A 14,539-nucleotide genomic window follows, 5' to 3' on the forward strand; every position below is an offset into this window, starting at 1 on the left:
TGAATTTTTGACGTAAGTTCATATACTAAAAAATATTCGCTTCGACTGTGCCAATAGACTCTGGAGATACAGCATGGATTCTAATTGCTGGTAGCTTGGTCCTATTGATGATTCCGGCACTGGGCCTATTCGAAGCTGGCCTGTTGCGAAGAAAAAACACGGTTTCAATTTTCATGCAGATCTTCTTTGGTCTTGCATTACTTAGCGTGATGTGGTTTGTATTTGGATTTAGTCTCGTGTTTGGACCAGACACTGGCGGCATTGTAGGAAATCTAGATTATGTGTTCTTAAAGGGAGTACCATGGGACGACTCGCTACCATTTGCGCCCACAATCCCTGGAGTGTTGTTTGCTAAATTCCAGCTAATGTTTGCTGCAATCACGCCGTTGCTTTTGACTGGTGTTATTGCAGAGAGAATGAAGTTTTCTTCGTTTATCATATTTATTGTGGCATGGTCTGCTCTAATCTACTATCCTCTGACTCACTGGGTTTGGGGTGGGGGATGGCTAGGAGATCTTGGAGTATTTGACTTTGCGGGAGGTATTGTAATTCACACTAGTGTTGGAATGGGAGCACTGGCAGCTGCCATTGTTTTGGGCAAGAGAAGAAACTATGGGCCGTCAATAATGGTTCCGCACAGTATTCCGATTGCGGTACTGGGCTCGTCCTTACTCTGGCTAGGCTGGTTTGGATTCAACGCAGGAAGCGCGCTTTCTTCTGGCGGTGTAGCTGGAAATACTGTAATTGTTACTCACATGGCGTCGTCCATTTCTGCACTGATCTGGGTTGGATTGTCATGGATGAGAACGGGCAAGCCAAGCATAGTAGCTGCAATCAACGGAGCAATCGCAGGCCTTGCAGGAATCACACCAGCGTCTGGCTATGTAAGCGTAGAGCACTCATTTGTAATTGGCATTGCAATAGGCCTTGCATCGTATATCGGTGTATTGATAATCAAAGACAGATTGAAAATTGATGATGCACTGGATGTTAGCTCTGTTCACGGAATTGCAGGAATAATTGGATCTCTGGCAATTGGAATCTTTGCATCTGCTGCAATCAACCCAGCCGGACCAAACGGATTGCTCTTTGGAAACCCAGATCAAATTGTCATTCAGGGAATAGGAGTAGCCGTTGCAGCCGTACTAGGGTTTGGAGGAACATTTGCCATACTGAAGGTTATCAAGTTACTAATCGGAATTCGAGTATCAAAGGAAGTAGAGGAAATAGGTCTAGACATTGGCGAGCATGCGGAACGGGCGTATTCCGATGAGGAAGAATTCAAGATAGACGAAGAATCTCAAAAAAATCAAAAAATCTGATAATCAAATAACGAGTTATATCGTTGATGTTCTAATTAGATCTAGGCATGGTCAAAGTAAGCGACGAGATAGTCCAGCTCATAATTCAGCAGGGAAACATGGTCCTTGTCGGAAGCGTGGATAGAATGGGCACGCCGAACATCTCGCCTCGCTTTGTAATGGCAATACTGGAGGAAGAGAAAATCGTCTTCGCAGACGCATACATGAACAAGACATATGCAAACATAAAGTCATGGCCAAAAATCACAGTTGCCATAGTGGATCAGGCAAATCGCTCTGGATTCCAGCTCAAGGGCGATGCAGAAGAAATAACAGATCCAGATATGAATGAGCAGGCGGCGCAAAAGCTAAAGGAGCTTGGGTTTAAGGGAATATCTACAAAAGTCTGGGCTCTAAACATTAAGGAGATCTATTCTATCAAACCAAATGAAAAATCGAAAGATCCTCTGATTTCTCCATATGGCTAGATTTCTAGCTCTGAAAATCTGAGCTACGTTTGGAAAAAATCATCAGTGAAAAATTATTACCTTTGAAAATCAATCCAGCCTGTTAAATTAAGGTCGCGAATTTTATCTATTTGAAGCGAGTCAAGACATTTTTCCAGTTTGGTTGGACAAAGTAATTGACACGATAAAAAAGAACACAAATTCTGCATCTAAGGGAATAATCACCATATCTGATGTGTCCCAAGTTGTAACAATATAGGCAAGTATGATTTGATCGTATGAATCAGTAGTGTTCCTTTAATGATACCATCACGTATGTCATACACGCTGGTACGCGGGAGGATCTCTTGTCGGCCCCAAGCCTGGCATCATGTGAACCTGCGCACCACGAATTCTCTATAATTTATCGTATACTAAATCTAATAAAAAATGATTTAATTTGGTTGTTTCTTGTATGTTGTATGTTTAAGCGAATTCTTGTTCCATATGATAGCTCGAATTTCTCCAAAAAAGCACTAGATACAGCAATTGAAATATCAAAAAAATTTGGCTCGGAGCTGTGGTTTCTAACTGTATTGGACAAGGACTTGCCATCAAGGCTTACTAGTAAAGTAACTGACTCCGAAAAGCCCCATAAATCGTTGTCCTCAATAGAGCTGGAACTGCGTAACAAAGTAATTGACTGCAAAGAACAAGGGGCCAATGCCGATTATGAACTCATCAAGGGATCCCCAAAAGAGACAATTCTTAGATTTGCAAAAGGAAGAAAGATGGACCTGATAATAATGGGAAGCCAAGGTTTGCACGGTATTAAAAAAATCAAAACACTTGGAAGCGTCTCACGAGCCATCTCTGAAAAAGCACAATGTCCGGTATTACTAGTCCATTAAAGCTACCACTGTTGTTTAGCTCATCGGAAATGGAGATTTCCTAATTTTAGAACAAGAATACAAAATCTTTGGCCGATTCTAATAGATTTCTACCTTAACTCAACTTGGTGTAAAGCACCAATGTATTGCCAAACCCGTAACCAAATTTACTGGCACGATGGAAGTTTGTTTTCCATGAATTATTGCTACGATGATGTCTTTGCGGAAGGTAAACTGAGTACACAAGCAAATGCTCATCTAAAGACACTCAAGATTCCACAACAATAATCAACAACAACTATTTTTGCATCAATGTTTCTATTATTCCATGGAAAAAGACCAAAAGCAAAACAATATGCTAGATGCCTACTCACATGCAACTGAGCTGTGGGCAAAATCGTTTCAGGCAATGCAAGAGCAGGCAACAAGCACGTTTAAGTTGTACATCCAGGGCTTTGAGCAGGCACTAAAATCATCCAACTTTGAGGAGATGAAAAAATACAACGAGATCTGGCAAAACATGGCAAAGCAGTTTGAGCAAAATCCGTACCAGTGGTCACAAAAAGCATGGGAAGATCTCTGGAAAGAGTCTGGATCCGCATCATTCAAGGCGTTTTTCGATAACTGGCAAAATGTCTGGAAGAACTTTACAAAAGATGCAGAGGCAAAATCAAAAGAAGCACTAGACAAGATTCAAAAACAAAACAAGTAGCGCAAAAAAATCCGGCACCCCTAGCTTAAGGCCAAAAACGGGATTGTACTTTGGCGACAGCTACCGATGCCGATCCTATATTATGATGTCATAGTATTATCTGGTTCGGTCTTCATACGGCACATTTTGTGTGGAAAATGTTAAACCTTATTTTGTGATTTCTGATCTTTTCTTGTAAAATTGTTCTAATTCTTACAAAAATAATGCCGATATTCAGATCTAGAATAAAAAAAAAGAAAAAAAGAGTAAATTTAGTTTCGTGGTTTCCAGGCACTAATCCAAGAGTTAATGATGTTTTGGCCCATGTCTGCAAAGGCTGATGCGTTTTGGTTGATTGTCTTTACGTTTTGGATTGTTGCATCAAATGCTGTCTGGACAACTTTATTGTTTGTCTCGACTGCCTTTACAAATGCCTCTGTCGCATCAGAGACTGCTGTGATAGTTTGTTCTGGCAAAGAATAGTTCATACCAACTTTGTTGGCTACGCTTTGCTGGATTGTTACTGCAGTGTGCACAAAGTTAGTCCAAGAAGTTACTAGCTCCTGGTTTAGGCTTGTGTATGATTGCAGTGACTGTGCAGCAGATTTGTCTAATGCGCTCTTTAGCTTGTCAAAGCTCTTGGTGTATACTGAAAACACGTCTTTTGTTGTTTCGTTTGTTGTCATTTTTTGCACCTTTTGTTGTGGAGGAGAGTCTACCTGATCCTTTGTCGGGTCTTGGTATTTCATTCCATCCATTGGTTATTAGAACCATTCATTGGTATATAAATATTTGGTAGTGATTGGTTTTGATTGGTAAATAACACCATCATTTATCAGACCCATACTTGATAATTATGCGTAATCTGACCACAATCAATCCCGCAACAGAAGAGCCAACCTCATCCAATGAATCCATGTCAAAACAATAAGTACAGCAAAAGGTCAGGGCTGCAAGATCGACATTTTAAGAATCGAAAAAAGACAGGAAAATCCATTAGGTTTTCCTCAGTAATCAATGATATTTTTGAAAGATAAAAAATAGCGCGAGATAGGACGTGTGGTCGTTGGGGCTCCGGTCGGGACTTCCCAATCCACAGTCTGATTTTAATTCAAAATTTTTTGATATTAAAGACGAGCGTAGAAATTATCAGTGCCTAGTTTAACCCCAACGGTATTGGGTTCAAATTCCGAATTGATACATTTACGCACAAAACTGCCTAGTTCTGCCTAGTTATCGAAGACCTGAATCAACCATTAGCGCAATGAACAACACTGCCAAATATGGACTGGAAAACTTAAACAAAACCCAGGATGATTTCTCCGATGGCTTTGCTATAACCCAAAATGACAACACCAGCATCAAAACCCCAGATGCAATTGCGGTGTACAGGTATACCTCTGTCATTACAGGTTTTCCATCATGTGTCAAAAAGAACGGCACTATACTGAACAATACCATGACAAGTGTGGAAATGGCAATCACTCTAGCTGATGTCTTTTCTGATTGTACCGCAGTAAGCATTGGAACGTTTACTTTGTTGTAGTCGTCTTTAAAGTGCAGAGTTAGTGCCCAGATGTGCATTGGAATCCAAATGAAGACTAGGCCTGCCATGACCATTCCAAGATCCCACAGTCCCTGTAGAGTAACTGCAGCATGGCCAATCAATGGAGGGGCCCCTCCGCAAAGGCCGCCCAGAATGATGTTGGTTCTACTTCGCCTCTTTAGCGCATGAGAATATACTGCTACATTGTTTACGAGACCAAAAGCCATGAAAATTCCGGCCCAGATTCCATTCCAGAATCCAGCAGTGTATGATATTGCAAATGCACATGCCAAAGATATACCAGCTAGTACCAGCCCAAAGTCACGCGCCTTTTCCGGAGGTGAAATTCTGCCAGATGGAATCGGTCGACCCTTGGTTCTCTCCATTATTGCGTCAATATCCCTGTCATGATAATTAGTCAAAGTATTGGCAGCAGCTGATCCTGCGGCTACTCCAAAAATCATCAAAGCCCAAGTAGCCGGCGACACTTCCACATCATACACATTTGATGCTGTTATTGTAGCACCAAATGCAGTAAACACCAAAAGGTACCATATTTTCGGCTTAGTCAGCTCGTAATATGTAGCAATTTTGCCCTTGGTCAGAGTCCTTTGCATCTATTTCCCTACTCCACGTGTAATATTATTCAAAATTAAATGTAACATGCCCCTAGGCCGAATGGTTATACGGCATAGTCTTGGTCCTGCGCTTCATCTCAATAAAAGACTCTGATGCCAGCACGCCCTCTATTCTTCCCACACCTTCTGATAAGAGCCTGTGCATTTCTGCTAGATTCTGGGCGTACATTGTCACCATGATGTCGAATCTGCCGGTTACCTCGGATATCTCCCTAATGCCCTTTATCTTGAATAATTCATCAATTATGTTGTCTCGGAATTTAGAGTCCATGTTAATTCCAGTCAAAGCCTTTACCCCATAGCCTAGTTCCTTGTCATTTACTACGATGGTGAATCGCTCGATAAGCTTTTTCTTAGTAAGCCTTTTGATTCTAGAATACACAACGGACGGATTTACCTTGATTTTCTCCGATAGTCTTGGAATGGAAATTGAAGCATCCTCGGATAGCTCCGACAGTATAGTCAGGTCTAGGTCATCAATTTTTGCCGTCTAAAACACCTGCTCGACAAATTCCTTTACTGTTTTATAAGTTAATGAGAAAAAATTGTAAAATTTTTCTAGATTTTTCCTTTTTTGTACAGCATTTCTGCCAACAAGACTGCTCCTTTTGCAGAGCCCATTTTCTTGTTGTGAGAAAATAGCACATACTTCAAACCATTGTCAAAGATTTGGTCTTCTTCCAGTCTTCCCATAGATGTGGTCATACCGTCATTAAGATGTCTGTCGATTCTTGGCTGTGGTCTTGTCGGGTCCTGGTGTACTACTAGGTAATCTTTTGGTGCCGAAGGTAATCCAGTAACGCTGATGTGATTTGAAAATTCCTCGATGGAATGTCTTACATCTTCTGCCTTTGCTGGCATAGATGTTTCAACAAAGACGGATTCTGTATGGCCATCAATTACTGGAACTCGCGTGCATGTGCAGCTCACCTTTATGTTTGCTGGCTCTATCTTGCCATCCTTTAGCTTGCCCAAGATTTTTGCAGTCTCTACTCTGACCTTGTTTTCCTCTTTTGGAATGTACGGAATTAGGTTGTCAGTTACATCCAGTGCGGATACTCCTGGCGAGCGTCCGGCTCCAGAGATTGCTTGCATTGATGTCATGATTACTCGCTTGGCGCCATAGTTTTCGTACAGCGGCTTCATTGTAATGACTAGACCAGTTGTGGTGCAGTTTGGTAGTGGTAAGACATAGCCCTTCCAGTTTCTGTTCTTTTTTTGCTGCTCGATTAGCTCAACGTGGTCGTCATTGATTCCAGGAATCAAGATTGGCACATCCTCTTCATATCTGTATGCAGATGACGTTGATACCACTGGAACATCTTTGGCAAATTTGGTCTCAATGTCTCGAGCTGCCTCATCTTCTATTGCTGAGAAGACCAAGTCTAATTCTGATACTTTGACATCATTAATTGCTACTACTGGCATGTCACGTGCATATTTTGGAACATCCCCACCTACTTGCCATTTTACTATGCCGGAGTTAGGATCGCGAATAGCCTCGATGTATTTTTTGCCTGCAGATCTCTCAGATGCCGCAAGTTGGGTCACATCAAACCATGGGTGGTTCTCTAGGGATAAGAGGAATTCCTGCCCTACGGCGCCTGTTGCGCCCAAGATTGCTACGCGCTTCTTCATCAAGGAAAATTTTTGTGCGATCAATTAATAATTCTTAGCCCCAAGACCGCAACAACTAAACCCGTCACAGCCTGCCTTGATTCATGAAGTATGCCAAAAACATCCAATTTCATAGCACAGTCCACCATGGCGGACCTTATTCAATTTCTGTGTATGATCCTAGGATCATAGATTTTAGCTCGAATGTAAACCCACTGGGATTTCCCGACATAATCAAAAAGGCAATCGACTATGCCAAAATTCCAACATATCCGGATCACAATTCTACAAAGCTAAAACAAACCCTCTCAAAATATCTGGGAATGCCAATTGCAAACATCACAATAGGAAACGGAGCAACCGAAATAATCTATGATTTTTGCAGGGCTACATCAAAATCCAAGGTTCTTATAATTTCCCCCACATTTGGAGAATATGAAGCGGCAGCTCGACTCTATGGGGCAAAACCGGAATTCTTTGCAACGCTCAATCTACAATCTAATCTGGAACAATTCATAAAAAAAATCCCGAAAAATGGATTAGTTTTTGTCTGCAATCCAAATAATCCTACAGGCGAGCTTTTACAAAAAAAGTCTATTATGCAAATAATCAAGGTAGCAAAAGCTAAATCTTCTCTTGTATTTTTAGATGAATGCTTCATCGAGCTGACCCAGACACCAAACCAGTCCGTCATTGGTTTGGTCAAAAAATATCCAAATCTCTTTGTCCTGCGCTCTCTGACAAAATCATTTGGCCTTGCAGGATTGCGCGTAGGATATGCGATAGGAAACAAAGACATCATCTCTATCCTAAACAAGATCAAGGTTCCTTGGAGTGTAAATGAGTTAGCACATCAGGCGGGAATTGCGGCATTATCTGATAAGACATTTCTTACAAAAACACGAAAGCTAATAAAATCAGAATCCAAGTTTCTCATAAACTCAATATCGAAAATCCAAGGTTTTTCATGTTCTAGTTCTGCGACTAACTTTCTTTTGATCAAAACAAAACAGCCAGCAAGTCTTGTGCAAAAAAAACTAATACGAAAAAATATCTTGGTGCGAGATTGCGGAAATTTCCACGGACTCGACTCGCATTATATCAGAATAGCAGTTAGGACTAGAAAAGAAAACCAAAAGCTGGTATCTGCACTGGAGAAAATATCATGACTAGAACATTAATGATTCAAGGAACGTCGTCCGGTGCAGGAAAAACCACGCTCGTGACAGCGCTGTGCAGGATTTTCTCAAATCGTGGATACCGCGTTGCACCATTCAAGTCACAAAACATGTCAAATTATTCCTACAAGGACGGCTTTGAGATATCTCAGGCGCAGGCGATTCAGGCAATTGCAGCCCGTGCCGAGATCTCCCCGCACATGAATCCAATTTTGCTAAAGCCACTTGGCGACTATATTAGTAATGTCGTAATTCAAGGAAAACCGTTCAAGAAAATGTCAGCCAAAACCTACTATGAGAAATTTGCACTAGGTCGTGGAATTAAAACAGCAATGAATTCGTTTTCACACCTAAAATCAAAATATGATCTGATAATCCTAGAGGGTGCCGGCTCACCTGCCGAGATAAATCTGCAAAAATATGATATTGCAAACATGAAGATAGCACAAAAGACGCATTCTCCAGTAATTCTTGTTTCCGACATTGAAAAGGGGGGAACATTTGCTAGCATTGCAGGCACAATGATGTTACTATCAAAGCAAGAACAAAGTCTGGTCAGGGGATTCATCATAAACAAGTTCAGAGGAAACAAAAAGCTACTGGAGCCTGGATTTAGGCGCCTAAGGCAAATAACATCTAAATCCGTTCTAGGTGTAATGCCTCTAGTTGACCTAGAGTTGCCAAACGAAGACTCACTTGACGACAAAATCCATTTGTTCAGAAAGCAAAACAAGCAGAAACTAGACACCCAAATTGAAAAGCTGGCAAAGATAACGCAGCAAAATATTGACATCAAATCAATAGAGAGGTTGATATCATGATCCCAATTTTGATCGCAATTGGAGCTATACTACTTGATCTTGCTTTTGGCGACCCAAGATCAAAGTATCACCCAACTGCATGGGTTGGAACTATGATTGCTAGATTAATTCCATTTGCAAAATCACAAAATCCAACCATGGAAAAGATTGGCGGAATAACTGTAACCGTATCAATTACTGGACTTGTTGCTGCCCTGCTGGTATCCTTTGAAGTATTTACCAGTACTACCGAAATAATATCAACGGTATTGATGGTTCTAATTGGTTCTGTTCTGCTCAAGACAACTATTGCTATACGCGGCCTAGAGCAGCACGGAAAGCAAGTAATGGAGTCTTTACACCAAGACAACCTAGGCGAAGCCCAAGAACGACTGGCAATGCTGGTAAAGCGAAGCACAAAACAGCTGGACAAAAACCATGTGGTATCCGGAGTCCTAGAAACCACAAGCGAAAACATTGTGGATGGCGTTACAGGACCGCTTTTCTATTTTGGCTTGTTTGGCTTCCCTGGAGCATTTGTGTATCGCACAATCAACACATTTGACTCCATGATAGGCTACAGAAATTCCATATTTTCCAACGTGGGCTGGTTTGCAGCAAATTGCGATAAGATCCTCAACTATATTCCTGCAAGAATCACTGGTTATGTGATGGTACTTGCCGCGCTAATCGTAGGTACAGATTGGAGAGGAGCACTGCATACAATGAGAGAAGACGGAAACAAGACCTCAAGCCCAAACGCAGGAATTCCTATGGCTGCAATGGCAGGTGCATTACACACAAGGTTTGAGAAAATCGATCATTATTCTCTGGGCAATGGCACAGCAGAGCTGGATTATACTCATTTCAAATCAGCAGTCACACTAATGAAGACAACGTGTGTTCTGTTTTGTGGAATTGTGACAATACCGTCAATCATGGTGTTGAGTTATCTTGGTTGGTGGATTCATGTTTAGACAAGCAGGTTCTGTGTTTTCATTTCTTACAATAATTCCTGCAGGAAATTCTGATCTGCAGACTGTTGCAAAACACATGTATCTATTTCCAGTAATTGGAATTGCAATTGGTTTGTTGCTTGGAGCAGCAGGCTGGGGAATGTCTTTCTTTTTAGAACCACTAGTAGTTGGATTGCTAGTTACTGCTGGCCTAGTACTGATCACTGGCATACACCATACTGATGGATTATCAGATTTTGCAGATGGTATCATGGTTAAGGGAACAAAAGAAAAAAAGCTAGAGGTGATGCGGGACCCAAAGGTCGGCTCTGCTGGAATAATTACCATTGTGCTTTATGTCGCAGCTGCTGTTATTGCACTCTCTTTCATGAAGGGCTTTGAGCTGTTTTATGCAATCTTGATTGGAGAAATTATTGCCAAATTTTGCATGGTGTTGTCTGCAAGCATTGGTCCTTCTGCTTGGCAGGGTTCTAACTCGACATTTATCGAATCAATGAAGGACAGAAAAAAGCTAGTCATTGCAGGAATAATTACCATATCGATAATTGTAGCATTTCAGAACAATGCCGGCTTTGTGGCATTGGGTGCTGCCATAGTAATAACTCTGATTATCATAGGCGTCTCTAGGCGTAGTTTTGGCGGAATCTCAGGTGACATTATGGGTGCTACAAACGAGCTGGCACGGGTTTCTGCATTTCTAGTGTTTGCATCGCTATGATTGGACTGGTCATGGCAGGAGGCAAGGGGACAAGGATGAGTATACCGGGTGAAAAACTTCTTCTCCAATACAAAAAGCCAGTCATATTGCACGTAATTGACGCACTAAAGAATTCCAAGTGTTTTACAAAAATAATTGCGGTAACAAGCCCAAATTCACCAAACACGGAAAAGCTTGTCTCAGAGCATACGGGTATTGTACCAACAAACGGACAAGACTATGTCTATGATCTCAATTTTGCATTATCCAAGTTTGATGAGCCAGTTTTTGTGACCTCTGGTGATCTACCATTATTAGATCATAATGTGATACAAGACTTGGTATCAAAATACCAAAATAAAGACTGGCAGAGCTTTGTTGTGACAAAAAAATTCCTAGACCAAAACAACCTATCTCTTGAATATTCCACAGATGTAAATGGCGTTCAATGCTATTACACCGGAATCTCCATAGTAAATCCAAGAGGATCAAAGAGGGAAACCTGTACTATATTTGATGATAAAAGAATTGCAGTTAATCTGAACACAAAGTCAGATTACGACTTATTCCAGAATTCCTAGTATAGTTCCGTGAATCTTTGCAACAGAGCCAGTTGGTTCTGCAATTACGTTGCCGCAAGACTTGCATGTAACGATTGAAGTGACATGTGAGTACAAAATGTTCTCCGCACTACACTCCTTACACTGGACCTTTTGGAATTTGCTCTTTGGCTTTGGAACCAAAATGTGTGCTCGCTTTGTCATGCAGTCAACTCCAATTTGCGTAGTCTAATCCCATGTTTCATTGTTTTCTTTTTACAAATAGGGCATGTAAAAATCAATGTTTGTTTTTTTGTAGTTTTAGCAGGTTTTGCAAGTTTTGGGAATTTTTGTCCTCCGTACCCCTTTTTGTCCTCTTCGTGTCTTCGCTCACCAATGGCAGAGCCTCTTCTTTTGCCTGCTTTGTACAAGGCTACCTTTTGAGCAGTATGTTTCTTGCATTTAGGACAATATCTGTTCATTTCCTTGGGTACGTTCATAGAGAAAGCCCGCCTAGCTGGTAATTTAAACAATAGCTCCTCATTGAACCTATAATAGAGCCTACTCCAAACTGATTGGCGTGTCACGTCTTGATACCATCAACTCACTCAACGCAGTTGCCATGGGCGACAAAAAGGCAGACATCATTCTAAAGAATTGCTCATTGATCAACGTTTACACCAAAGAGATCAACACAGACACCCAAGTTGCTATTACAGCTGATAGAATCGCATATGTCGGTCCAGATGCAACACACGCCGCAGGACCAAAAACTACCATAATAGATTTAGAAAAAAAATATCTCACACCGGGATTTGCAGATCCACATGTTCACATTGACCAGTTTGTAATGCCATCAGAGCTTGCCAAGCGATCGCTTCTTTGCGGAACGACGAGCCTTTTTTCAGATCCAATAGATATCGTGAGTGTTTGCGGATTTGCTGGACTAAAACAATTTGTAAAGTCGTGCTCTGGACTACCAATTAGGATTTTCTCTGTAACTCCTGGCGGCATACCAGTAGATCCTAAATTTAGCCACGGAAAAGCACTATCATTATCAGAAGAAAAGTCCGCCCTAAATCTGAATGGAATTGTGGGATTGGGTGAAGTGTTCTCGTGGACCAAGGTCACAAGCAGAGACCAAAAAACAATGAAAAAGCTTGCACAAATGCTTGACCAAAACTGTCTGATAAACGGCCACACAGCGGGAGCATCAGACAAAAAGCTTAACGCGTACATTTCCTCTGGAATTTTCTCATGTCATGAGCCAATCGACTATTCTCAGGTAATGGAGAGACTCAGGTTAGGAATGTGGGTTATGATGAGAGAGGGCTCCATTCGGCGTGATCTAAAAAACATCATACCGCAAATCCTGCAAAACAAACCATATCTTTCAAGGCTGATGTTTTGCTCAGACGGCCTAGACCCGCTTGACATCACACAGTACGGTCACATTGATCATTGCGTCAGAGAGGCAATTGCACTGGGCATGGATAAAATTGATGCAGTAGCATGTGCATCAAAAACAATCTTTGACTATTACAAAATGGGCAATGACATTGGTGGAATTGCTCCGGGCAAGCTAGCAGACATGCTTGTCTTTGATGACTTGACCAAAAAGCCAAGGCGCGTATTTGTTGGCGGCAAGCTAGTAGTATCAAATGGAAGCATTGTAGCCAAGATAAGAAAAGATGCATTACCTGCCTGGATTACAAAGACAGTCAAGCTAAAGAAGTTCTCTGAATCTGATTTTATAATTCCAAGCAAAAGCCACACAGTCACCGCAAACCTAATCGAAATGGACACTGAAATCATCACAAAATTATCTACTGCAGAACTTGCAGTAGAGCAAGGAAATGTCACACCATCCAGAGAAAAAGACATCTGGAAGGTAGCAGCATTTGATAGGACATACGGGTCAGGCAAGCACGCAATAGGATTTCTGAAAAACTTTGGGGCAGATGTAGGAGCATTTGCATCTACGTGGAACTTTCATGAAAATGATCTAATTGTTATTGGTTCTACAGAAAAAGACATGACCATAGCAGCAAACCATCTGGTAAAATCCCAGGGTGGAATGGTAATAGCAAAGGACGGCAAAGTCATGTCATTTTTGCCGCTCCAAGTGGCTGGAATCATATCAAAGAATTCCTTTGACGATGTTCTGGCCAAATTTACGAGCCTAAACCAAACATTACGGGATGCCGGCTGCAAATTCCCAAGGCCGCACCTGATGCCACTGTTTTTGCCATTTCTTGCCTTACCGTCAGTTAGGATCCTACATTCTGGAATTATTGACGTAAAAAAGCGATCTATAATACCCACGCTAGCCTAGCAAACTTTTAAAAAAGGGTTCAAAAGATTTTTTTTATCTAGTATGGCTTCAATTCAGCAAACACCACAAGGACCAGTCCTGGTTCTAAAGGAAAGCGCCCTCCAGCAAAAAGGCAGGGACGCCCAGAAAAACAACATAATGGCTGCAAAACTTGTAGCCGATCTAGTCCGAACAAGCCTTGGTCCAAGGGGTCTAGACAAAATGCTCGTAGACTCTATTGGTGATGTCACTATCACAAACGACGGTGCTACCATACTGAAGGAAATCGACGTCCAGCACCCAGCAGCAAAAATGATGGTTGAAATCTCAAAAACTATAGACAATGAAGTAGGAGACGGTACAACATCCTCAGTCGTGTTTGCAGGTGCATTGCTAGAAAAAGCAGAAGAACTACTAGCAAAGGATGTCCACTCTTCAGTCATAATAGAAGGATATCAGGCAGCACAGGAAAAAGTCATGGAATTATTGTCACAAATTGCAAAAAAAATCGAGCCAACTGACGAAGAATCATTATTCAAAATAGCAACAACTAGCATGCAATCAAAATTAATCTCTGAAGATTCAAGCGTTTTAGCAAAACTAGTAGTCGATGCAGTATTGCGCATAGCAGAAAAAAAAGGCGACATATACGTAGTTGACCTAGATAACATCAAAGTAGAGAAAAAGGCAGGCAGCTCCATCCAAGCGACAGAGCTTATCAAGGGCATAGTCCTAGACAAAGAAGTCGTTCACAGTGGAATGCCAACCAAAATTGAAAAGGCAAAAATCGCACTACTCAATGCAGCACTAGAAGTAGAAAAAACAGAAATGAGTGCAGAAATCAGAATTACCGACCCAACTCAAATGCAAATGTTCCTAGAAGAAGAAAACAGAATGCTCAAGTC

At 41.4% G+C, this 14,539-nt stretch carries 17 protein-coding genes; 11 read left to right on the forward strand and 6 right to left on the reverse strand.

The annotated features are described in order from the left end of the window. The first annotated feature begins 47 nt into the window (after positions 1–47). The 4 genes from FJ354_03095 (at position 48) to FJ354_03110 (ending at position 3,349) form a co-directional block, all read left to right on the forward strand. Complete coding sequence (locus FJ354_03095) at positions 48–1,322, forward strand: ammonium transporter (protein MBM3905656.1); 1,275 nt, start codon at positions 48–50, stop codon at positions 1,320–1,322. 47 nt (positions 1,323–1,369) lie between these two features. Beyond that, the gene (locus tag FJ354_03100; GenBank protein MBM3905657.1) at positions 1,370–1,789 is read left to right on the forward strand and encodes a pyridoxamine 5'-phosphate oxidase family protein; all 420 of its coding nucleotides are present in this window, start codon (positions 1,370–1,372) and stop codon (positions 1,787–1,789) included. A gap of 440 nt (positions 1,790–2,229) precedes the next feature. After that, a complete protein-coding gene (locus tag FJ354_03105; protein ID MBM3905658.1) occupies positions 2,230–2,658 on the forward strand; it encodes a universal stress protein in 429 nt (142 codons plus the stop codon). A gap of 307 nt (positions 2,659–2,965) precedes the next feature. After that, positions 2,966–3,349 (forward strand): hypothetical protein, encoded by a 384-nt coding sequence (locus FJ354_03110; GenBank protein ID MBM3905659.1) that lies wholly within the window; start codon positions 2,966–2,968, stop codon positions 3,347–3,349. A gap of 251 nt (positions 3,350–3,600) precedes the next feature. Here the strand turns inward: FJ354_03110 and FJ354_03115 are convergent, their stop codons facing one another. The 4 genes from FJ354_03115 to asd all read right to left on the reverse strand — a co-directional run bounded on the left by FJ354_03115 (position 3,601) and on the right by asd (position 7,153). Then, positions 3,601–4,086 (reverse strand): hypothetical protein, encoded by a 486-nt coding sequence (locus FJ354_03115; protein MBM3905660.1) that lies wholly within the window; start codon positions 4,084–4,086, stop codon positions 3,601–3,603. 475 nt (positions 4,087–4,561) lie between these two features. Continuing rightward, positions 4,562–5,491, reverse strand: a complete 930-nt coding sequence (locus FJ354_03120; GenBank protein MBM3905661.1) for a protoheme IX farnesyltransferase — start codon at positions 5,489–5,491, stop codon at positions 4,562–4,564. Between the two features lie 52 nt (positions 5,492–5,543). Continuing rightward, positions 5,544–5,993, reverse strand: a complete 450-nt coding sequence (locus FJ354_03125) for an Lrp/AsnC family transcriptional regulator (protein ID MBM3905662.1) — start codon at positions 5,991–5,993, stop codon at positions 5,544–5,546. A 77-nt stretch (positions 5,994–6,070) separates the two neighbouring features. Continuing rightward, on the reverse strand, positions 6,071–7,153 hold the full coding sequence (asd, locus tag FJ354_03130; protein ID MBM3905663.1) for an aspartate-semialdehyde dehydrogenase: 1,083 nt from the start codon (positions 7,151–7,153) through the stop codon (positions 6,071–6,073). An 80-nt stretch (positions 7,154–7,233) separates the two neighbouring features. Here asd and FJ354_03135 point away from each other — a divergent pair, with 80 nt between their 5' ends. Genes FJ354_03135 through FJ354_03155 form a run of 5 tightly spaced genes read left to right on the forward strand, consistent with a single transcriptional unit; the run spans position 7,234 to position 11,362 of the window. Beyond that, a complete protein-coding gene (locus FJ354_03135) occupies positions 7,234–8,298 on the forward strand; it encodes a threonine-phosphate decarboxylase (GenBank protein MBM3905664.1) in 1,065 nt (354 codons plus the stop codon). A gap of 11 nt (positions 8,299–8,309) precedes the next feature. Continuing rightward, positions 8,310–9,128 (forward strand): cobyric acid synthase, encoded by an 819-nt coding sequence (locus FJ354_03140; protein MBM3905665.1) that lies wholly within the window; start codon positions 8,310–8,312, stop codon positions 9,126–9,128. After that, the gene (locus FJ354_03145; GenBank protein MBM3905666.1) at positions 9,122–10,084 is read left to right on the forward strand and encodes a cobalamin biosynthesis protein; all 963 of its coding nucleotides are present in this window, start codon (positions 9,122–9,124) and stop codon (positions 10,082–10,084) included. Before FJ354_03140 ends, FJ354_03145 begins: the two co-directional genes overlap by 7 nt. Further along, positions 10,077–10,802, forward strand: a complete 726-nt coding sequence (cobS, locus tag FJ354_03150) for an adenosylcobinamide-GDP ribazoletransferase (GenBank protein MBM3905667.1) — start codon at positions 10,077–10,079, stop codon at positions 10,800–10,802. The genes FJ354_03145 and cobS overlap by 8 nt, the downstream gene beginning before the upstream one ends. Further along, a complete protein-coding gene (locus tag FJ354_03155) occupies positions 10,799–11,362 on the forward strand; it encodes a 5-deoxyadenosylcobinamide phosphate nucleotidyltransferase (protein ID MBM3905668.1) in 564 nt (187 codons plus the stop codon). The genes cobS and FJ354_03155 overlap by 4 nt, the downstream gene beginning before the upstream one ends. Here FJ354_03155 and FJ354_03160 read toward each other — a convergent pair. After that, the gene (locus FJ354_03160; GenBank protein ID MBM3905669.1) at positions 11,345–11,545 is read right to left on the reverse strand and encodes a 30S ribosomal protein S27e; all 201 of its coding nucleotides are present in this window, start codon (positions 11,543–11,545) and stop codon (positions 11,345–11,347) included. The genes FJ354_03155 and FJ354_03160 overlap by 18 nt on opposite strands. Then, complete coding sequence (locus FJ354_03165) at positions 11,542–11,820, reverse strand: 50S ribosomal protein L44e (protein MBM3905670.1); 279 nt, start codon at positions 11,818–11,820, stop codon at positions 11,542–11,544. The genes FJ354_03160 and FJ354_03165 overlap by 4 nt, the downstream gene beginning before the upstream one ends. A 122-nt stretch (positions 11,821–11,942) precedes the next feature. Between FJ354_03165 and FJ354_03170 the strand changes: the two genes are divergently transcribed. Together FJ354_03170 and FJ354_03175 are read left to right on the forward strand one after the other, a co-directional pair. Continuing rightward, the gene (locus FJ354_03170; protein ID MBM3905671.1) at positions 11,943–13,655 is read left to right on the forward strand and encodes an adenine deaminase; all 1,713 of its coding nucleotides are present in this window, start codon (positions 11,943–11,945) and stop codon (positions 13,653–13,655) included. Between the two features lie 42 nt (positions 13,656–13,697). After that, positions 13,698–14,539, forward strand: an 842-nt coding sequence (locus FJ354_03175) for a thermosome subunit (GenBank protein MBM3905672.1), incomplete at its 3' end; no start/stop codon positions are given.

The organism is Nitrososphaerota archaeon (assembly GCA_016872055.1).
GTDB lineage: Archaea > Thermoproteota > Nitrososphaeria > Nitrososphaerales > Nitrosopumilaceae > Nitrosotenuis.

Excerpts from the sequence above, each read along its gene's own strand:
- FJ354_03170 (MBM3905671.1), top strand. The coding sequence starts at position 11,943 with ATGGGCGACAAAAAGGCAGACATCATTCTAAAGAATTGCTCATTGATC.
- FJ354_03110 (MBM3905659.1), top strand. The coding sequence starts at position 2,966 with ATGGAAAAAGACCAAAAGCAAAACAATATGCTAGATGCCTACTCACAT.
- FJ354_03120 (MBM3905661.1), bottom strand. The coding sequence starts at position 5,491 with ATGCAAAGGACTCTGACCAAGGGCAAAATTGCTACATATTACGAGCTG.
- FJ354_03165 (MBM3905670.1), bottom strand. The coding sequence starts at position 11,820 with ATGAACGTACCCAAGGAAATGAACAGATATTGTCCTAAATGCAAGAAA.
- FJ354_03100 (MBM3905657.1), top strand. The coding sequence starts at position 1,370 with ATGGTCAAAGTAAGCGACGAGATAGTCCAGCTCATAATTCAGCAGGGA.
- FJ354_03160 (MBM3905669.1), bottom strand. The coding sequence starts at position 11,545 with ATGACAAAGCGAGCACACATTTTGGTTCCAAAGCCAAAGAGCAAATTC.
- FJ354_03105 (MBM3905658.1), top strand. The coding sequence starts at position 2,230 with ATGTTTAAGCGAATTCTTGTTCCATATGATAGCTCGAATTTCTCCAAA.
- FJ354_03155 (MBM3905668.1), top strand. The coding sequence starts at position 10,799 with ATGATTGGACTGGTCATGGCAGGAGGCAAGGGGACAAGGATGAGTATA.
- cobS (MBM3905667.1), top strand. The coding sequence starts at position 10,077 with ATGTTTAGACAAGCAGGTTCTGTGTTTTCATTTCTTACAATAATTCCT.
- FJ354_03140 (MBM3905665.1), top strand. The coding sequence starts at position 8,310 with ATGATTCAAGGAACGTCGTCCGGTGCAGGAAAAACCACGCTCGTGACA.
- FJ354_03135 (MBM3905664.1), top strand. The coding sequence starts at position 7,234 with ATGAAGTATGCCAAAAACATCCAATTTCATAGCACAGTCCACCATGGC.
- FJ354_03115 (MBM3905660.1), bottom strand. The coding sequence starts at position 4,086 with ATGGATGGAATGAAATACCAAGACCCGACAAAGGATCAGGTAGACTCT.